This is a genomic window from Rodentibacter caecimuris (assembly GCF_010587025.1).
Classification (GTDB): domain Bacteria; phylum Pseudomonadota; class Gammaproteobacteria; order Enterobacterales; family Pasteurellaceae; genus Rodentibacter; species Rodentibacter caecimuris.
Genome location: NZ_CP040863.1, coordinates 75,981 through 94,282 on the forward strand (window position 1 = coordinate 75,981; position 18,302 = coordinate 94,282).

Consider the following 18,302-nt stretch of genomic DNA (forward strand, 5'->3'; position numbering starts at 1 on the left):
TAAAAGGCATTGTAAGAAAAATGAAAAAAAATTTCTTTGCTACGGATCACAAATTTAATATTTAAACCGCAGCGGTAATCACAATTTCCACTTTCCATTCCGGCACGGCTAATTTGGCTTCAACGGTCGCACGGCTTGGCGGGTTTGAACGATCAACCCATTCATCCCAAGCTTGATTTAATTGTTGGTAATCTTTCATATCGGCAAGAAAAATTTGTGCATTGAGAATATTGCCTTTGTGCGATCCTATTTCGGCAAGCAATTTATCAATGAGTGAAAGCACCTCTTTGGTTTGCTCGTAAGCATCTTTTTCAAGGGTTTTCTCCGGGACTTGTCCGGCAAAATAAGCCACGCCGTTATAAATGGACACTTCGCAAAAACGTTCGCTTGAATGAATTCGTTTGATAGTCATTATATTTTTCCTTTAATAATAAATCGGTTGTATTCTAAAGTGCGGCTCACACTTTGTAAATTCGAGTTTATCGCAGTAAAATGCTCGAGAATTATTCTCACTTACGGGCTCACTATGAAGCTGTTAATTTCTAATCAACATGGTGCCGTTGTCATGGCATTATTACCTTTCCTTTACGGTATGTTGCTTAATCATCCCGTGTGGGTACATGCTTTTTTATTAATGGCATGGTTTTCCCTTTACTTGATGTCTTACCCTTTGCTAAATTTGTTCAAAGGTAAAAATATTGAACAATACCGAAAATGGACGTTCATTTATGGCGCGGCAACGCTTGTTTTTGCTCTCCCTGCATTATGTTATAACCAACACATTCTTTATTTTATCGTGGCAATGCTGCCTTTTGTTTTCGTGAATATTTATTACGTTAAACAAAAAGACGAGCGTAATTTCTTCAATGATCTTGCCGGCATTGCCATTTTTACTCTTGCCGGAATGGCAGCCTATTATTTTCCTGACCGCACTTTTGATATGAAAATTTGGTGGGTTGCCGTTTATCCTTCGTTGTTTTTCATCGGTACGACAATTTATGTGAAATCAATGATGCGTGAGCGGAAAAATCGGAAATATTTACGGGCATCAATTCTTTTTCATTCTTTTCTGGTGGCGTATTTTGCCGGAACGGGGCAATTTTATCTCGCATTAGCATTTTTGGTTGGTTGGGCGCGTGCAATTTATTTACCGCGTAAGAAACTTTCTGTCAAACAGGTTGGTCTAACGGAGTTCTTAATCACAGCTATTTTCTTTGTGTTTCTTTTACTCGGCACATTAACAGGATAAATTTGATGAAAAAAACTCTCGTTATTTTTACCGCACTTTTGGGATTTTCAATGACTTTTTCGAGCCATTCGGAAGCACTGGAAACGAATCCCAAATTAACGGATCAACAACGGATGAATATGGCACAGAATTTTGCCAACAAACAAGATTGGCGATCCGTGTTTGAAATTATGCAACCTCTCGCATTGGAAGGTAATGTTCAAGCACAGGGGAATTTAGGTATGCTTTATAACCTTGGTCGCGGCGTGGAAAAAAACAAAGAGAAAGCCTACTGGTGGTTTAGTGAAGCCGCAGAGATGGGAAGCATTCGAGCCATTAATAATTTAGCGATGATGTACTACAGTGGCGATTATGTGAAAAAGGATATTCCGCAAGCCATCAAATTATTTGAAACTACGGCAAAAGCAAAAGATTTAGGTGCCATGATGATGTTGGCTGAAATTTATCTGAAGCAAAAAGATGAAACAAAATCTTTTGAATGGGTTAAAAAAGCCGCCGATTTAGACAACCCCGACGCAAAATTGCGTTTAGGTATTTATTACGAAAAAGGTATTGGCACTTCAATGAATAAACATCTTGCGGCATTAATTTATCGTGAGATTTTGATTTCAAACAACATACCGAATGAAATTAAACAAGCTGCTGAGCAAAGGTTAAAAAATCTTTCTGAGCATAATATCCCCTAATAATAAGAATATTTTTTATGAAAAACACTCGTTTCCCCTTATTTCCAATTGTTGTTTTTGTTGTTATCAACCTCATTATTTTTTCTTTGTCCCGCTTGGGTTTATCTTTATGGCAAATGGAACGGGTTTCCGCCGTACAGGATTGGGGGGAATTATTCCTACAAGGCTTACGTATTGATGTAGTGGCGTTATGCTATTTATTTGGCGTTCCGGCATTATTTACAGTGTTGTTCCATACGAGTGATTTATGGAAAAAGATCCTACGGGTTTGGCTGACATTTGGCAGTGTTTTCATTATTTTTATGGAAATGGCTACGCCGGCATTTATTGAAACTTATGATTATCGACCGAACCGCCTGTTTATTGAGTATTTAATTTATCCTAAAGAAGTCTTTTCTATGTTGATGGAAGGGCATTTAAGTGCGGTCATTCTTAGCCTTGTTTTTACTGTCTTAGCGACAATACTTTATTGGCAACTTGCTGCTTGGTCGGTTAAAAATTTACGCCCAATGAGCTGGAAAGTTCGCCCGATTGTAGCATTGTTGGTGATTGCGGTGGGTTTTATCGGAGCACGTTCAAGCTTTCAGCACCGTGGCATTAATCCTGCGATGGTGGCATTTTCTTCCGATTCCTTGGTAAATTCTTTAGTATTAAATTCCGGCTATTCGGTGATTTATGCCGCACAGCAATTTAAGGACGAAGAAAAATCCTCAGAAATGTATGGCAAAATGGATACGAATGAAATGTTACGCATCGTGAAATTAAATCGTGGCAGAGCCGTAGATGATTATATTTCTGAAAAATTCCCAACCTTAACTAAAAATACTGCAAGCTATCAAGGTAAGCCCAAAAATATTGTCATCATATTGCAAGAAAGCCTTGGAGCACAGTTTATCGGTACTTTAGGCGGTAAGCCTCTTTCTCCGAATATTGATCGATTAGCCAAAGAAGGGTGGTTATTTGAAAATATTTACGCCACGGGAACCCGTTCCGTGCGAGGCATTGAAGCGGTAACCACAGGTTTTATACCAACGCCGGCACGTGCTGTGGTTAAACTCAATAATGCACAAAATAATTTTTTCACCATTGCCGATTTTCTAGGTAAACAAGGCTATGACACCTCATTTATTTATGGCGGTGAAAAGCATTTTGATAATATGGCAAGTTTTTTCTACGGCAATGGGGTTAAAACGATTATTGATCAGCAAGACTATAAAAATCCGAAATTTACTGCTACTTGGGGAGTGAGTGATGAGGATTTGTTTGATAAAGCGGACGAAACTTTTACAAAACTGCAAAACGAGGGAAAACCTTTTTTCAGTCTTGTATTTAGCTCAAGTAATCATGATCCTTTTGAATTCCCCGATGGGAAAATCGAATTGTATGAACAACCCAAAGCAACACGAAATAATAGTGCAAAGTATGCGGATTATGCCGTTGGCCATTTCTTTAATTTAGCGAAAAAATCTAACTATTGGAAAGATACCATTTTCTTGGTGATTGCCGATCACGATTCACGAGCTGCCGGTGCTTCATTAATACCGATTAAAAATTTCCATATTCCGGCACTTATTTTAGGCGAGGGAATTGCGCCACGTCGTGATCTGCGTCTAGTGAGCCAAATTGATATGCCGACAACGTTATTATCCTTAGCAGGGGTAAGCGGTAATTATCCTATGATTGGTTATGATTTAACCAAAAATACCAACCCTGATCGTGCCATTATGCAATTTGATCAAACGCAGGCTTTAATGAAAGGAAACCGTGATGTGGTTATTCAAATGCCAAGCAAAGCCGCACAAGGTTATTATTACGATAAAGCCACTGAAACGCTGAAGGAAAAAAGCGTATCGGAAGAAATGAAACAAGAAGCACTGGCGTATGCGTTGTTGGGAAGTTATTTATACAAAAATCGCTTGTATCAAGCGGGAAGTGAAAATAAGTAAAAATAAAGTGTGGTCAGAAAATACGGTATTTTTCAGCATTATGTAGCAATGCTATCAAGATATTACCGATTAAAAAAATTAAAATCCCTATTGAAATTTAAACTCAATAGGGATTTTTTTATGGTAAAAAGCGACTCAAGTACAGATGAATAGCATGCTTATTGCATTTCAATAATCACTTTCATCGCTTTTTCATCGGCTGCATGTTTGAATACATCATAGGCTTTTTCCATTTCACTTAATTTGAAATGATGGGTCGCTAATTTTTCAAGAGGCAATTTTCCGCATTGACAGGATTTTAATAACATTCCTGTGGTATTGGTATTCACCAATCCTGTGGTAATCGTTAAATTTTTGATCCAGAGTTTATCAATTTCAAAATTGACCGACTGACCGTGTACCCCAACATTCGCGAGATTGCCCCCTTCTTTTACCACTTTTTGACAAATATCCCAAGTCGCCGGTAAACCCACTGCTTCCATGGCACAATCGACACCACGTTGTTCTGTGATTGCCAAGATTTTTTCCACTGCATTTTCTTTCACAGAATTGATCGTGTGAGTTGCACCTAATTCTTTAGCAAGCGCCAAACGATTGTCATCCATATCTACAACAATAATCGTTGCGGGAGAATAGAATTGGGCGGTAAGTAAGCAGCCCATTCCGATAGGGCCTGCACCAATAATTGCAACGCTGTCCCCCGGTTTAACTTCGCCATATTTAACACCGATCTCGTGGCTCGTTGGCAGCACATCCGAGAGAAAGACGGCGATATCGGTATTTAAATTATCAGGCAATAAAAATAGAGAGTTATCGGCAAAAGGCGTACGCACATACTCTGCGTGGGTACCATCAATCATATAGCCCATGATCCATCCGCCCTCTTTTTGACAATGTGCATAAAGCTGCTTTTGGCAATTCTCGCAAGAACCACATTTACTGACACAGGAAATAATTACCCGATCGCCCTTTTTAAAGTTTTTTACCGCACTACCAACATCTTCAATGACACCAATCCCTTCGTGTCCCAAAATTCGCCCATTCCATTGCCCTGTTTTTGCTAAAGCCGTTTTTTCAATTTCCGGATTTTTTCCTTTCCAAATGCCTAAATCCGTACCGCAAATGGTGGTTTTTTCCATTTTAATAATGGCATCTGTCGGGTCAATAATCGTTGGAATAGGGCGATCTTCAAAACGAAGATCATTTGCACCGTAATAAGTCATTGCTTTCATAGTTTTGTTCATAATGAGTCTCCTATTCATTACTTACTTTATACTGTTATTACCGATGTGCATATACCTCAGCACAGAAATATTTTATCTCTACAGGAATAGAATAATCAATAAAAATCATACTTTTATTTAACAAAAAAATAACAATTTATTTTCATCTGATGTTTCTAGATTACATTGACAAATAAACAACCTATACTAAACATCTGAAATAAAAAAACGCTAGGGCTTTCGCAATCGTGTCAGTGATATTTTAAAGCAAGTGCGGTCAAAAACGCCCTCATTTTTAACCGCACTTTTTAGTTTTAATTAATCCGCCACCCAGATTTTTTCTAACTCTTTTGTTTCAGGGTGATATTTATAGACATTAATTCCGCCTCGCCCGTATTGTCCTGTAACGAGAATATTGGCTTTATAAGCGGAGGCTATGCTTAAATTTCCTCTTGAAATTTCAGGTTTATTTCCTATTTCTACATAGGCTTTTATCCAAGGATCGCCTGTTGTATAAAGTAATGCAAGTTCGTCATTACTATTAGGTAAAAGAATAAAATCTTTTTCTGTTACAAAAGCAACAGCAAAAGAATCAGAGCGACTGATCTGCTTATCTTTAAATTTTTCTGGGATGGGCAACAATTTACTTTTATCTCTTATCATAGAATCTTCTCTAAGAATCCCATCAATAGCAGCTAATTTAAATTGTTGATGAGGGTTCAATGCTGACCACATATAACGTTGTCCATTTTCACTTGTTGCTACAATCCATTTTCCATCTGAGCTAATTAGTCCCATCGTTCTTCCTGAATTCCCCCACAAACGAGCTAATGGTTTCAAGTTTTTTATATTCCATAACGTCATACCTAAATAGCTATCTTTTTTATATTTATCAGGGTTTACAGGATTAGCTGTTAATTTTGTTTGAGCAGGAGGAGTTCCCCTAGCAGTTAGAACATCCCCTACTGAAAGAAGATAATTACCAACGATTACAAACTTATAGGGCTGGCTAGGACCGATTGGAGCATCGGTATAAATTGGCGCTAAATTTGGGATCGGAAAGGCATTCAAATTTATGCGGTCAATAGTCAATTTTAGATCGTTGTGCGACGGCTTGCATAATACTGAGAGAATCCAATATGATGTAGCAAATGCACAATTTAAAGAAAATGTAGGGACGACACGCTGGCATCCGTGAAAAATCAAATGATTTTAAAAGGTTGTATGGTGCCCCTACCTATGAGATAAAATGCCCTATTTTTTAACCGCACTTTTGCCGATTATTCTTTATTCTCTTTGGCTAAACCTACCCCAACATAACCACGTTCACGCATGATCACTTCTTTTGATTTACGGATCATGCTTTCAATTGTCATACCTTGTACGAGGATGGAGAACATTACTACGGCATAGGTCATACCTAAAATAAGATCACGCACATCCATATTTAACCCTTCAATGTAGGATTGCCCCATAGGAATAGAAAGTGCCATTGCCAATGCCAATCCGCCGCGTAATGCACCCCAAGTCAGCACTCGTAGGGTATAAGGATTATATTTGCGATAGCGTTTCATCACTTGGAAAGGAAGCCATACACTGATGTAACGGCAAACCAAGCAAATCGGAATGGCAAGAGCAATCAGAATTAAACCTTGCCATGAAACATGAATCAGTAGAATGGCTAAGCCGATTAAAATAAATAGAAGTGAATTGAGGAAGTGATCGATCATTTCCCAAAAATGATTAAAGTAGTGCCGACTTTGCTTTGAAAATCCGGTGTAGCGTGTCCAGTTACCGATTAAAATTCCGGCAACAACCATGGCTAGAGCACCGGAAACATGGAGTAAATTTGCTAACATAAAACCGGCAGTGGGGATAGTCAGAGTTAATAAAATCTCTAATGAGCCGTCATCGGTTGCAGAAATTAAATAGTGCGCAAGTAAGCCGATAACAAAACCAAAAGCAATGCCGCCTAATGCTTCTTTAAAAAAGAGATGTAATACACCGCCTGCTGTCGGTTCTTGCCCTCCGAAGGCAACAGCAAAAACGGTAGTAAAAATCACTAATCCGATCCCGTCATTAAATAAAGATTCTCCTTCAACCTGCATAGCTAAACGCTTTGGGGCTTTTAAGTTTTTAATAATGGCGAGTACGGCGATAGGGTCGTCAGGGGAGATTAATGCACCGAATAAAATGCAGTAGATTAAATCGATATGCCAACCGAATAATTGACTGATCGCATAAAGCATAAAACCGATAAAAAAAGTAGAGGCAAAGGTAGAGAACAGCGCAAAGGTGGTGATTTCCCATTTTTGGTTTTTTAATACCGGCAATTTAATGCCTAATGCACCGGCAAAAAGTAAGAAACCGAGAATACCGTTTAGTAAGAAATCTTTAAAATCAATTCGTTCTACAACTTTTGTTGCGATTTCATCTAAATTAAACCAATTTAAATATCCTAATAAAACCAATATTAAAGAACCCAACATAGAGGTAGCGGTAATTGCAATGGTATATTGGATATTATCATTGATTTTTCGTGTGATAAAACTGATTAAAATAGCAATAGTGGCAAGAAAGCAGAGGTAGGTGTAAATATTCATGGTTTAGTTCCAAACTAAGAAATAGTAGGCATGATTAAATTAAACGTTGTCTAGTATAAGCAAACTGCTATCATTTATAAAGTTCATATTGAAATATATAAAATAATGAAAACGATTAATAAAATTTTTGCATTTTTACTCGTGGTAGGTATTGCAGTCGGAATTTATCTTGTTAGCCAACTTCGTATTTTTGAATCAATTCAAATTGATTTAAAAACAACTGCTCAATTCTCTTTTAATCCGACAAATACATTTTGTTTTTCCCGTGAGGAATCGATTCCTACTTTAGCGAAGAAACACTTTCGATTATTAAGTTGGAATATTCATAAAGGTTCGGATCAAGGTTGGCAGCAAGATTTAGCCCGTTTTTCACAAGATCAGGATTTTGTACTTCTACAAGAAGCCACACCCGAACAAAATTTGTCTTCATTTTCCACCGCACTTTTTATTTCAAGTTTTTCTTATAAAGGGCGGCAATCCGGTGTGAAAACCTTTAGCCGTACTGTGCCAAAAAGTTATTGCGGCATTGCCGAGCCAGAACCTTGGATTCGTATTCCCAAAGTCGCCGGTGTGATGACATTCCCATTGAATAATGGTGGTGAATTATTCGTGATTAATGCCCATTTAATCAATTTTGAGTGGCAGCCCGATGCCTACCGCGCACAATTGGAGCAGATTTTTTCTTTGATTCCGTCTTATCAAAGTGCGGTCATTTTAGCGGGCGATTTTAATGCGTGGAATGCAGAACGAAAACAAATCCTCGATGAATTTATGAGAAAAAAGGGGTTAAATGAAGTGTCTTTTTCTCAAGATGAACGGGTACGATTTTTTGATTATCCGTTGGATTATGTATTTGTCAGGGGGATGAAAGTCCTAACCGCAACATCGAAAAAAGTTGCCTCTTCCGATCATTCTCCGGTTTGGCTAGAGTTCATTTTAGAGTAAGCAAAGGCAACGATTGAGCATATTGTCAGCGAAAAATATTGTGAAAATTAACCGCACTTTTTGTTTAAATTTTGTGCTCTCTATCACAATATATTGTAAAAACAGTGAAAAAATATATCTCATTTTAACTGAAAAATGATACAGTTAGTGCCATCTGACTTTTTGTCATTTATCGGAAGAATGAACTTGAATTCATTCAATCAAATCATCAACCCAATCATCAAACAGAGGGAAACAGTATGTTAATTGGTGTACCAAAAGAACTGCTTGATAATGAAGCGCGTGTGGCGGCAACGCCAAAAACGGTTCAACAAATCCTGAAATTGGGCTTTGAGGTTATCGTTGAACACGATGCGGGCTTTAAAGCAAGTTTTGAGGATCAAGCATTTTTAGACGCAGGTGCAAAAATTGGTACGGCGGCTGAAATTTGGCAATCGGATATCATTTTTAAAGTAAATCCGCCGACAGATGAAGAAATTGCTCAAATGAAAGAAGGCGCAACGTTGGTTAGTTTCATTTGGCGTGCGCAAAATCCTGAGTTAATGCAAAAATTAACAGCGAAAAAAATCAATGTGCTTGCAATGGATGCCGTGCCGCGTATTTCTCGCGCACAAGCCTTGGACGCATTAAGTTCCATGGCGAATATTTCCGGTTACCGTGCGGTGATCGAGGCTGCACATGAATTTGGCAGTTTTTTCACCGGACAAATTACAGCGGCAGGTAAAGTCCCGCCGGCGAAAGTGTTGGTGATTGGTGCGGGGGTAGCCGGTTTAGCTGCGATTGGGGCGGCAAATAGCCTTGGTGCGATTGTACGTGCGTTTGATTCCCGTCCGGAAGTAAAAGAACAAGTTCAAAGTATGGGCGCAAGCTTCTTAGAAATTGATTTTAAAGAAGAAGGCGGCAGCGGTGATGGTTATGCGAAAGTGATGTCGGAAGAATTTAACCGCCGAGCAATGGAACTTTACGCAGAGCAAGCCAAAGAGGTGGATATTATCATTACAACGGCTGCGATTCCGGGTAAACCTGCGCCACGTTTGATCACCAAAGAAATGGTGGATTCCATGAAAGCGGGTTCGGTGATTGTGGATTTGGCAGCCGCAACAGGCGGTAACTGCGAATATACCCAAGCAGGTAAAGTCGTGACGACTGAAAACCAAGTGAAAGTGATCGGCTATACGGATTTCCCAAGCCGCTTACCGACACAATCTTCCCAACTTTACGGCACAAACTTAGTCAATTTATTGAAACTCTTGTGTAAAGAGAAAGACGGCAACATTAACATTGATTTTGAGGATGTGGTATTGCGCGGTGTGACCGTTGTACGTGATGGGGAAGAAATTCCTCCGGCACAAATTCAAGTATCGGCTCAACCAAAACAAGATGTAAAAGCCACACCTGTAGCAGAGAAAAAAGAAGCCAAGCCGACCAATCCGCGTGTGAAATACGGTGTGATGGCAGGTGTCGGCGTATTATTCCTGTGGCTTGCGTCTGTTGCACCGGCTGCGTTTTTATCACATTTTACGGTATTTGTATTAGCCTGTGTGGTGGGGTATTACGTGGTTTGGAACGTTAGCCATGCACTTCACACACCATTAATGGCGGTGACAAATGCCATTTCAGGTATCATTATTGTAGGGGCGTTACTGCAAATTCGTCAGCCGTCGGGCAACCTCTTTATTGATGCGTTAGCCTTTGTGGCAATTTTGGTGGCAAGCATCAATATTTTTGGTGGATTCCGTGTAACACAACGTATGTTGGCAATGTTTAGAAAAGGTTAAGGAGAACGTAATGTCTGAAGGTTTAGTACAGGCTGCGTATATTGTTGCAGCATTACTTTTCATTATGAGCTTGGCGGGACTTTCTAAACACGAAACTGCCAAAGCAGGTTGTTGGTTTGGTATTGTCGGGATGACGATTGCACTCGTGGCGACGATTTTTGGCCCGCATTCCGAAGGGACATTTTGGATCATCATTGCGATGATTATCGGTGGTGTAATCGGTGTTCAACGCGCATTAAAAGTGGAAATGACGGAAATGCCGGAGCTTGTAGCAATTCTCCACAGCTTTGTAGGTTTAGCCGCCGTGCTTGTCGGTTTTAATAGCTACGGTTTACACGATATTCCCACTATGCCGAACGGTTTAGATGATGTGCAACAGGCTCAATTCTTGGCAGAACAGGCAACCCTGACGACTATTCACAATGTTGAAGTGTTCCTCGGGATCTTTATCGGTGCAGTAACGTTCACGGGATCAGTGGTGGCATTCGGTAAGTTAAGCGGCAAAATTAACTCAAAAGCATTAATGTTGCCACATCGTCATAAATTAAACTTAGCCGCGATTGTGGTTTCTATATTATTGATGGTTGCCTTTTTGAACAATCCGGAAAATATTTTCCCTGTGTTATTAATGACCGCAATCGCACTGGCATTCGGTTGGCATTTAGTGGCATCGATCGGTGGTGCGGATATGCCGGTAGTGGTATCTATGCTTAACTCTTACTCCGGTTGGGCGGCGGCGGCGGCAGGTTTTATGCTGAGCAATGACCTATTAATCGTAACCGGGGCGTTAGTAGGCTCTTCCGGTGCGATTCTCTCTTACATTATGTGTAAAGCGATGAACCGATCATTTATCAGCGTAATTGCCGGTGGCTTTGGCAACGATGTGCAAGTCTCTTCCGATGAAGAACAAGGCGAGCACCGTGAGACTACAGCGGAGGAAGTGGCGGAGTTATTGAAAAACGCAAGTTCCGTCATTATCACACCGGGATATGGTATGGCGGTGGCGCAAGCGCAATATCCGGTGGCGGATATCACCGCAAAATTACGTGAACGCGGCGTAAATGTACGTTTTGGTATTCACCCTGTTGCGGGTCGTTTACCGGGTCATATGAATGTATTGTTAGCGGAAGCCAAAGTACCTTATGACGTTGTGCTTGAAATGGATGAAATCAATGAAGATTTCGCAGATACCGATGTGGTATTGGTTATCGGGGCAAACGATACGGTAAATCCGGCGGCAATGGAAGATCCAAACAGCCCGATTGCAGGAATGCCGGTGTTGGAAGTATGGAAAGCGCAAAATGTGATTGTATTCAAACGCTCTATGGCGGTGGGTTATGCCGGTGTGCAAAATCCATTATTCTTCAAAGAGAATACCCAAATGCTCTTTGGTGATGCGAAAGATCGCGTTGAAGACATTTTGAAAGCCCTTTAAAACAGGCTGAAAATAAACCGCACTTTGGGAAGCTGAAGTGCGGTATTTTTTTGCGTTAAATTTATAACCTCACAAATCTGACCCCACTATGTTGTAACAGTAGTTTTATTGGATCTTCATGATTTGCAACGCTTTTTTCTTTGAGCTTAATTAATTTCATCCGCAAGTGTGCCAATTCATGAATACGTTTAGCAATATCCTTAATATGACTATCCAATAATTTATTCATTTCTTCTGTTCGTTGCTCGGTTTGGTTTTCAAGCGAAATTAAGGTTTTGATTTCATTGAGAGATAAATTTAAACTTCGGCAATTGCAAATAAAAGACAGACGTTGCAGATGATCTTCATTATATCGACGAAAATTTCCATTTGTGCGTTGGGGGGCGGGGAGTAGTCCCTGTTTTTCGTAAAAACGAATGGTTTCTACGGTACAATTTAATGCTTTGGCAAGCTGACCTATTTTCATGATTTTCCTCAAAATTTTGCTTGACTCTAAAGTTACTTCATATTTTATCATTGCTCCCGCTTTTTTAATAATAAGGAAACCAATAAATGCAATTCAAAAAAATAACAATGGGATTAGCCGCACTTTTCACACTATCTGTGGCAAATGCACATAATGTATGGCTTGAACCGACTTCATCACAGGGTGAATATGTGATGAAATTCGGCCATACGGAAACGGAATCCTACCCACAACATAAAATTAAGTCCTTACAAATCATAAATTCTCAAGGAAAATTAACCGCACTTGACTATCAATTCAAAAACGGCGAAGCCTACGTGATACCCGAATCCAATATGGTATTTATGACATTTAACAATGGTGTATGGTCAAAATTACCAAGTGGTAAATATGTGGAAAAAACCAAACGGGAAGCACCCTCCGCGGAATTTAGTACTAATCCGCTGAAATTGGGTAAAGCGATTTTAAAATGGGATGAACAGTCTTTTAAAGCCCATGATGTCGCTTATGAATTGATCCCGCAGGCGAGAGCCGAGGCGGGAAAACCGCTTGCTATTCTTGTGTTACACAACGGTAAACCGATTCAAGCTATTAAGGTAGGTATAGGTGAAGACGCCCCGTTTAATTTAACCGATGAAAAGGGGATTTCCGAATTTACACCGGTGAAAGGTTACAACAAAGTATGGGCGGAGTTTGAAGAAAATGTGGCGGATAACCCTGATTATGATCGCCGAACCGTTGAATATATGCTGACCTTTGATGCCCAATAAATAGGCGATGCTGTAATGAAAATATTGTCTTTTTTCACCGCACTTTTTCTTGCATTGTACTTACCGAATGTGCAAGCTCATGCGCTTCACGTATTTGCTCAATATGACGGGCAAATCCTTTCCGGCAAATCCTACTATTCCGATATGACACCGGCGGCGGAAACCTATTTAGAAGTGTTTCGTTCGGGAACGAAAGAACCAATTTTAAATTCCAAAACAAATATGAAAGGTGAATTTCGCCTTGCGGTGCCGAATGTGGCTGGGGCGGTATTAAAAGTCGTGGTGGAAGGTGAGGAAGGTCATCATGCCTCTATTGTGGCGGATCGTACATCACCTTCAAATAATCAAACCGCGGATCTGATGCTGCTGCGATCTGATATTAACCAGTTGAAAGATAAAATTTATTGGCGTGATATTTTAGGCGGGATTGGCTACATTGTCGGCATCGCCGGACTGATAGCTTGGTGGAATTCACGGAAAACTAAATAAGGATACTCAAAATGCATTTATCCGAAGGTGTCTTGCATACACCGATTTTATTAGCCGGAGCAGTTCTCGCCGTGATAGGAATTACGATCGGAATACGCCGTTTAGAGGTTGAAAATTTACCGCTCGCAGCACTTTTTGCCGCCGCTTTCTTTGTCGCCGGTACGATCCATATACCGGTCGGCATCGGCAGTGTGCATTTGATTTTAAACGGTATGGCGGGGCTTTTTCTGGGCTGGGCGGTTTTTCCAGCCTTTCTCATCGCTTTATTGTTACAAGTGTTGTTTTTCTCCTTTGGCGGCTTTGCGGTATTAGGGGTAAACCTTTGTTTGATGGCAACGCCGGCACTTATCGCTCACTATCTGTTCCGTTCATTTTTGATGCCTAAAATGCCATTAAAAAGCCGTTTATTTGTTGGTATCGGCGCGGGGATTATCGGCGTAGGGGGAGCAGCCGCATTAGCCTCTTTGGCATTGGTGCTTGACGGAGGGAAAAGTTATAGCAGTCTGGTTGGGTTATTGCTCATTTCCCATATTCCGGTATTTGTGTTAGATAGCCTAATCAGTGTTGGTGTGATTTCACTTCTTTGTAAAATGTATCCTCAAGCATTGAATCGCACGGCAATTGTTTCATGAAAATTCATGCTTTATTTCAACCGCACTTTCGTTTGATCGGGCTTTTTCTCTGGGGACTAATAATTAGCGGTTTAAGTGTTTTTTCTTGGCTTATTACGTTTAATATTAGTGTCATGGCTGTTTTTATTTTGTTGGTTTTAATTCATTCCAAGCCTTTATTTCCCTATGTTAAACGCTGGTTAAGCTTATTGATTTTTATCTTTTTAATCTGGGCGACACTGGTTTGGAAGGTAGGGGAAAAAGGTATTGAAGTTAATATACAAGGAATACGACTTGCTGAAATACTTAGCCTAAGAATGAATCTAGTATTGTTTTCTCTCTGGCTTTTTTTATGGAATATCAACGATGCCATATTGATTCAAGCACTTGGCAAATTACCCTTACCAGAAAAACTCGTACAATTGTTTGTTTTGACGATACGTTACATTGCATTGCTTGGCGAGCTACGACAAAAGATGGATATTGCAATGCGTGCCCGTGGCTATCAAGCCGCATTTAATCGTCGAACCTTTTATGTGATGGCACAGGCAGTGACATTATTATTAATTCATGCCTTATTGAAAGCGGAAACGGCACAAATTGCATTGAAGTGTCGCAGTTTTCAATTTGGTAAAAGGAAAGAAGATGCTGAACGTTAAAGATCTTTACATTGAACGTAATGGCAAACCGATTATTCAAGATTTAACGTTTCACCTTGAAGAGAAAAAACGCTTATTTATTCAAGGGGAAATTGGTGCGGGTAAAACTACTTTATTACTTGCCTTACTTGGGTTTGTTCCTATTTCAAAAGGGGAAATCCGATTATTTGGAAAAAACTGTCGAAAAGAAAAAGATTTTGCCCCTTTTCGTGGTGTGGTGGGAATTTGCTTTCAGAATGCCGATGATCAACTTTTCGGCCCGACCGTGCTGGATGATGTCGCCTTTGGCCCGCTTAACCAAGGCCACTCTCAAGCATACGCCTATCAACTTGCGGAACAACAACTTGACCGTCTGGGGATTAGTCATTTAAAGGATCGCACGGTGCATACGCTTTCAGGCGGCGAAAAGAATTTTACCGCTCTTGCCGGTGTGCTTGCCATGCAACCTAGAATTTTATTGTTGGACGAACCAACCAATGGCTTAGATCGAAAAAATACGGAAAAACTGACCGCACTTTTGCGTGAACTTGGACTGCCTATGTTAATTTCTTCACATTATCAAGGATTTATTGATGAATTGGCGGATGAAATTATCAATTTGTGATCGCCACGAAATCTAAAAAAAATCAATAAATCCCGTTGGGAACGCGCTGCAAGCTATCGGGCTCAAATTCTGTTTCCGGATAGATTGGGAGTGACTGAATAATTAGTAAAGATTGACCGCACTTTGTCGCCATAATAAAAAGTGCGGTCAATTTTGTTTTATTTCACCTGATTAATTAGGAATTGGGTGAGTAACGAAACCGGACGACCGGTTGCGCCTTTATTCGCACCTTGTAACCATGCCGTACCGGCGATATCCAAGTGTGCCCAGCGGTATTTTTTAGTGAAGTTAGATAAAAACGCCCCTGCCGTGCTTGCACCGCCCCAGCGTCCGCCAATATTGGCAAGATCGGCAAAGGGGGATTTAAGCTGTTCTTGGTATTCTTCGCTGAGCGGTAAACGCCAGGCTTTATCTGTAGTTTGTTGAGCGGCATTGAGTAATTCGGCGACAAGAGTTTCATCTTCTGACATTAGCCCGCTGTTGTGTTGCCCCAATGCGACAACGCACGCGCCGGTTAGGGTCGCAACATCAATTACCAGCTCAGGCTCAAAACGTTCTACATAGGTGAGGGTATCGCAAAGTACCAGACGGCCTTCCGCATCGGTGTTTAGCACTTCGACGGTTAAGCCGTTCATGGTAGTGAGAATATCTCCCGGTCGATAGGCATTACCATCCGGTAGGTTTTCACAACCTGCAAGCACTCCAATCACATTGAGGGGTAAGTTAAGTTCTGCAATGGCTTTCATAGTCCCGAATACGGAAGCCGCCCCGCCCATATCATATTTCATTTCGTCCATATCGGCTGCGGGTTTCAAGGAAATACCGCCGGCATCAAAGGTTAAGCCTTTGCCGACAAGCACAATCGGTTTGGTATTTTTATCTGCGGCGTTGTTAAAATGAAGAAGCGACATATAGGCAGGGTTTGATGAACCGTGGGAAACCGCAAGATAAGCATTCATACCTAACTCAGCCATCATTTTTTCATCGATCACATCAAGGGAAAGTGCAGTGGATTTTTCCGCTAAATTTTTCGCTTGTTCGGTCAGATAAGCCGGGTTGCACACATTAGGCGGCATATTGGCAATATCCCGAGCCGCTTTTACGCCGCTTGCAATAGCTTGGGCGTGCTTGATCGCGAGTTGTGCCTGTTGGCAATCCGTGTTGAAAATGAGCGTTTCTAGGCTGATTGGTTCTGCTTTTTTAGATTTGAATTGATCGAATTGATAGTTGCTATGTTCAATGGTTTCAATGGCAAAACGGATGTTCCAGTAAATATCACGGTTATTGAGTTCAACTTCTGTCAAATAACAAACCGCTTCACGAATAGCGGCATCTTTTAACGCTTTTAACATATTTTGAATCAGTTGCTTATATTGGCGTTCGCTGAGTTCGCCTTTTTTACCGCAACCAATAATTAACACTCGTTTTGCGCTAGTGCCATTGAGGTCGCGTAGCAATAAAGTTTGTCCTAATTTTCCGCTGAGTTCGCCGGATTGTATTAAAGCGTTGAGGTAGCCTTGAGTGGTAAGGTCGATTTCATTGAAACTTTTTGAAAATTCATTGTTCTCATACACACCGATTACAATACATTCGGCAGCTTGTGAAAGTGCGGTTAATTTTGCTTGATATTTCATTTGATTTCCTTATTTTGATTGTTTAAATCAGCGAAAATAAGGTATCATACGCGGTCGATTTTATCTAGTTTTCCCCTCAATTTTAACGATAAACAATAACGATATAAGATGATTTTAACGCGATATTTAACGAAAGAAGTCTTTAAGAGCCAAGTGGCGATTTTGTTCATTTTGTTGTTGATCTTTTTCAGCCAGCAACTTGTGCGTGTGCTTGGTTCTGCGGCAAATGGTAATGTGCCGGCAGATTTGGTTTTTTCTTTACTTGGACTGGGAATGCCGACCATGGCGCAATTAATGTTGCCGTTGTGTTTGTTTATTGCCATTTTGTTGACATTTGGGCGTTTATATGCGGAAAGTGAAATTACCGTGATGCGTGCTTGCGGTGTCGGTCAGCGGATTTTAGTGCGTGTGGCGCTCGTACTGTCTTTGTTTACTGCGGGCTTAGCTGCATATAATGCGTTATGGCTTTCCCCTTGGGCGATTCAAAAGCAAAGCACTATTGTTGAAGAGGCGAAAGCGAATCCAACGATGGGGGCGCTTTCTTCCGGTCAGTTTATCTCCGGCAATAATAATTTTGTGTTGTTTATTGATAACATTAAAGGTAATCAAATCAATGAAGTTTATCTATTCCAAACTGCACCAAAGGGACAAACCAAACCTTCTGTCATTACTGCGGAAAAAGGGGAGTTAAAAGCCTTGCCAAATGGCGATCAAATTCTGAATTTGCAAAATACACAACGGGTAGAAGGCACAGCTGCGTTGCCGGATTTCCGTATTACACATTTTGATAATTATCAAGCTTATTTAGGTTTTCAAGCTACTGATAGCAAATCTGATGAAGCCGCTGCGCTTTCTTCTGAAGAATTAGTGAAACAAAATAGCATGGCTGCAAAAGCCGAATTACATTGGCGGATTAGTCTTATTTTAGCCGTGCCGTTAATGGCATTAATTGCTGTGCCGTTAAGTAGAGTGAATCCAAGACAAGGGCGTTTTGCGAAAATTCTGCCTGCATTATTGCTTTATCTTATTTATTTCTTGTTACAAAGCTCATTGAAATCTGCCGGTTCGGCGGGAAAATTAGATACGGCAATTTTTATGCCTACCGTAAATGTTATCTTTTTATTGATTGGGATTGTATTAAATACTTGGGATAGTGCCATGATGTATAAATTCCGCCGTCTTTTTAGCCGAAAAGGGTAAGCCA

The 18,302-nt window shown here is 40.5% G+C and carries 18 protein-coding genes; 12 read left to right on the forward strand and 6 right to left on the reverse strand.

Features of this window, described 5'->3' with window-relative positions; translation table 11 throughout:
- Nucleotides 1–61 precede the first annotated feature (61 nt).
- Nucleotides 62–412: a RidA family protein gene (locus FEE42_RS00345; RefSeq protein WP_077582383.1), complete on the reverse strand. Its 351-nt coding sequence runs from the start codon at nucleotides 410–412 to the stop codon at nucleotides 62–64.
- A gap of 114 nt (nucleotides 413–526) precedes the next feature.
- Here FEE42_RS00345 and FEE42_RS00350 point away from each other — a divergent pair, with 114 nt between their 5' ends.
- The 3 genes from FEE42_RS00350 to FEE42_RS00360 are packed head-to-tail and all read left to right on the forward strand — an operon-like array spanning nucleotide 527 to nucleotide 3,881.
- On the forward strand, nucleotides 527–1,249 hold the full coding sequence (locus FEE42_RS00350) for a YwiC-like family protein (RefSeq protein ID WP_077582384.1): 723 nt from the start codon (nucleotides 527–529) through the stop codon (nucleotides 1,247–1,249).
- Between the two features lie 5 nt (nucleotides 1,250–1,254).
- The gene (locus FEE42_RS00355) at nucleotides 1,255–1,935 is read left to right on the forward strand and encodes a tetratricopeptide repeat protein (protein ID WP_164027425.1); all 681 of its coding nucleotides are present in this window, start codon (nucleotides 1,255–1,257) and stop codon (nucleotides 1,933–1,935) included.
- 17 nt (nucleotides 1,936–1,952) lie between these two features.
- Nucleotides 1,953–3,881 carry an LTA synthase family protein gene (locus tag FEE42_RS00360; protein WP_164027426.1) on the forward strand — a complete coding sequence of 643 codons (1,929 nt, stop codon included), beginning with the start codon at nucleotides 1,953–1,955 and terminating at the stop codon, nucleotides 3,879–3,881.
- A 158-nt stretch (nucleotides 3,882–4,039) separates the two neighbouring features.
- Here the strand turns inward: FEE42_RS00360 and FEE42_RS00365 are convergent, their stop codons facing one another.
- The 3 genes from FEE42_RS00365 to FEE42_RS00375 all read right to left on the reverse strand — a co-directional run bounded on the left by FEE42_RS00365 (nucleotide 4,040) and on the right by FEE42_RS00375 (nucleotide 7,707).
- Nucleotides 4,040–5,125, reverse strand: coding sequence for a zinc-dependent alcohol dehydrogenase family protein (locus FEE42_RS00365; protein WP_077550206.1), 1,086 nt, complete (start codon nucleotides 5,123–5,125; stop codon nucleotides 4,040–4,042).
- Between the two features lie 297 nt (nucleotides 5,126–5,422).
- The gene (locus FEE42_RS00370) at nucleotides 5,423–6,196 is read right to left on the reverse strand and encodes a hypothetical protein (RefSeq protein WP_059365362.1); all 774 of its coding nucleotides are present in this window, start codon (nucleotides 6,194–6,196) and stop codon (nucleotides 5,423–5,425) included.
- Nucleotides 6,197–6,384: 188 nt separating this feature from the next.
- Nucleotides 6,385–7,707, reverse strand: a complete 1,323-nt coding sequence (locus FEE42_RS00375) for a cation:proton antiporter (protein ID WP_164027427.1) — start codon at nucleotides 7,705–7,707, stop codon at nucleotides 6,385–6,387.
- A gap of 105 nt (nucleotides 7,708–7,812) precedes the next feature.
- Here FEE42_RS00375 and FEE42_RS00380 point away from each other — a divergent pair, with 105 nt between their 5' ends.
- From FEE42_RS00380 to pntB, 3 genes are all read left to right on the forward strand, one after another.
- Nucleotides 7,813–8,652 (forward strand): endonuclease/exonuclease/phosphatase family protein, encoded by an 840-nt coding sequence (locus tag FEE42_RS00380; RefSeq protein WP_164027428.1) that lies wholly within the window; start codon nucleotides 7,813–7,815, stop codon nucleotides 8,650–8,652.
- A 239-nt stretch (nucleotides 8,653–8,891) separates the two neighbouring features.
- A complete protein-coding gene (gene pntA / locus FEE42_RS00385; protein ID WP_077543952.1) occupies nucleotides 8,892–10,430 on the forward strand; it encodes a Re/Si-specific NAD(P)(+) transhydrogenase subunit alpha in 1,539 nt (512 codons plus the stop codon).
- Between the two features lie 10 nt (nucleotides 10,431–10,440).
- A complete protein-coding gene (gene pntB, locus FEE42_RS00390) occupies nucleotides 10,441–11,865 on the forward strand; it encodes a Re/Si-specific NAD(P)(+) transhydrogenase subunit beta (RefSeq protein WP_164027429.1) in 1,425 nt (474 codons plus the stop codon).
- A 61-nt stretch (nucleotides 11,866–11,926) separates the two neighbouring features.
- Here the strand turns inward: pntB and FEE42_RS00395 are convergent, their stop codons facing one another.
- Nucleotides 11,927–12,331 (reverse strand): MerR family transcriptional regulator, encoded by a 405-nt coding sequence (locus tag FEE42_RS00395; protein WP_059365357.1) that lies wholly within the window; start codon nucleotides 12,329–12,331, stop codon nucleotides 11,927–11,929.
- Between the two features lie 86 nt (nucleotides 12,332–12,417).
- Here FEE42_RS00395 and FEE42_RS00400 point away from each other — a divergent pair, with 86 nt between their 5' ends.
- From FEE42_RS00400 to FEE42_RS00420, 5 genes are read left to right on the forward strand one after another with little or no spacing between them, the layout of a single operon-like run.
- Nucleotides 12,418–13,101 carry a DUF4198 domain-containing protein gene (locus FEE42_RS00400; protein WP_164027430.1) on the forward strand — a complete coding sequence of 228 codons (684 nt, stop codon included), beginning with the start codon at nucleotides 12,418–12,420 and terminating at the stop codon, nucleotides 13,099–13,101.
- A 15-nt stretch (nucleotides 13,102–13,116) separates the two neighbouring features.
- The gene (locus FEE42_RS00405; protein ID WP_059365355.1) at nucleotides 13,117–13,590 is read left to right on the forward strand and encodes a hypothetical protein; all 474 of its coding nucleotides are present in this window, start codon (nucleotides 13,117–13,119) and stop codon (nucleotides 13,588–13,590) included.
- 11 nt (nucleotides 13,591–13,601) lie between these two features.
- Nucleotides 13,602–14,222, forward strand: a complete 621-nt coding sequence (gene cbiM, locus FEE42_RS00410; RefSeq protein WP_059365354.1) for a cobalt transporter CbiM — start codon at nucleotides 13,602–13,604, stop codon at nucleotides 14,220–14,222.
- Complete coding sequence (locus FEE42_RS00415; protein WP_164027431.1) at nucleotides 14,219–14,860, forward strand: energy-coupling factor transporter transmembrane component T family protein; 642 nt, start codon at nucleotides 14,219–14,221, stop codon at nucleotides 14,858–14,860. Before cbiM ends, FEE42_RS00415 begins: the two co-directional genes overlap by 4 nt.
- Nucleotides 14,847–15,464 (forward strand): energy-coupling factor ABC transporter ATP-binding protein, encoded by a 618-nt coding sequence (locus tag FEE42_RS00420; RefSeq protein WP_164027432.1) that lies wholly within the window; start codon nucleotides 14,847–14,849, stop codon nucleotides 15,462–15,464. Before FEE42_RS00415 ends, FEE42_RS00420 begins: the two co-directional genes overlap by 14 nt.
- Before the next feature lie 158 nt (nucleotides 15,465–15,622).
- Here FEE42_RS00420 and FEE42_RS00425 read toward each other — a convergent pair whose 3' ends face one another.
- On the reverse strand, nucleotides 15,623–17,098 hold the full coding sequence (locus tag FEE42_RS00425; protein WP_164027433.1) for a leucyl aminopeptidase: 1,476 nt from the start codon (nucleotides 17,096–17,098) through the stop codon (nucleotides 15,623–15,625).
- Nucleotides 17,099–17,206: 108 nt separating this feature from the next.
- Here FEE42_RS00425 and lptF point away from each other — a divergent pair, with 108 nt between their 5' ends.
- On the forward strand, nucleotides 17,207–18,298 hold the full coding sequence (gene lptF / locus FEE42_RS00430) for an LPS export ABC transporter permease LptF (RefSeq protein ID WP_059365350.1): 1,092 nt from the start codon (nucleotides 17,207–17,209) through the stop codon (nucleotides 18,296–18,298).
- Nucleotides 18,299–18,302 lie beyond the last annotated feature (4 nt).

What these genes read in the sequence shown, in the direction of transcription:
- FEE42_RS00345 (WP_077582383.1), bottom strand. Translation starts at nt 412, where the DNA reads ATGACTATCAAACGAATTCATTCAAGCGAACGTTTTTGCGAAGTGTCC.
- FEE42_RS00350 (WP_077582384.1), top strand. Translation starts at nt 527, where the DNA reads ATGAAGCTGTTAATTTCTAATCAACATGGTGCCGTTGTCATGGCATTA.
- FEE42_RS00355 (WP_164027425.1), top strand. Translation starts at nt 1,255, where the DNA reads ATGAAAAAAACTCTCGTTATTTTTACCGCACTTTTGGGATTTTCAATG.
- FEE42_RS00360 (WP_164027426.1), top strand. Translation starts at nt 1,953, where the DNA reads ATGAAAAACACTCGTTTCCCCTTATTTCCAATTGTTGTTTTTGTTGTT.
- FEE42_RS00365 (WP_077550206.1), bottom strand. Translation starts at nt 5,125, where the DNA reads ATGAACAAAACTATGAAAGCAATGACTTATTACGGTGCAAATGATCTT.
- FEE42_RS00375 (WP_164027427.1), bottom strand. Translation starts at nt 7,707, where the DNA reads ATGAATATTTACACCTACCTCTGCTTTCTTGCCACTATTGCTATTTTA.
- FEE42_RS00380 (WP_164027428.1), top strand. Translation starts at nt 7,813, where the DNA reads ATGAAAACGATTAATAAAATTTTTGCATTTTTACTCGTGGTAGGTATT.
- pntA (WP_077543952.1), top strand. Translation starts at nt 8,892, where the DNA reads ATGTTAATTGGTGTACCAAAAGAACTGCTTGATAATGAAGCGCGTGTG.
- pntB (WP_164027429.1), top strand. Translation starts at nt 10,441, where the DNA reads ATGTCTGAAGGTTTAGTACAGGCTGCGTATATTGTTGCAGCATTACTT.
- FEE42_RS00395 (WP_059365357.1), bottom strand. Translation starts at nt 12,331, where the DNA reads ATGAAAATAGGTCAGCTTGCCAAAGCATTAAATTGTACCGTAGAAACC.
- FEE42_RS00400 (WP_164027430.1), top strand. Translation starts at nt 12,418, where the DNA reads ATGCAATTCAAAAAAATAACAATGGGATTAGCCGCACTTTTCACACTA.
- FEE42_RS00405 (WP_059365355.1), top strand. Translation starts at nt 13,117, where the DNA reads ATGAAAATATTGTCTTTTTTCACCGCACTTTTTCTTGCATTGTACTTA.
- cbiM (WP_059365354.1), top strand. Translation starts at nt 13,602, where the DNA reads ATGCATTTATCCGAAGGTGTCTTGCATACACCGATTTTATTAGCCGGA.
- FEE42_RS00415 (WP_164027431.1), top strand. Translation starts at nt 14,219, where the DNA reads ATGAAAATTCATGCTTTATTTCAACCGCACTTTCGTTTGATCGGGCTT.
- FEE42_RS00420 (WP_164027432.1), top strand. Translation starts at nt 14,847, where the DNA reads ATGCTGAACGTTAAAGATCTTTACATTGAACGTAATGGCAAACCGATT.
- FEE42_RS00425 (WP_164027433.1), bottom strand. Translation starts at nt 17,098, where the DNA reads ATGAAATATCAAGCAAAATTAACCGCACTTTCACAAGCTGCCGAATGT.
- lptF (WP_059365350.1), top strand. Translation starts at nt 17,207, where the DNA reads ATGATTTTAACGCGATATTTAACGAAAGAAGTCTTTAAGAGCCAAGTG.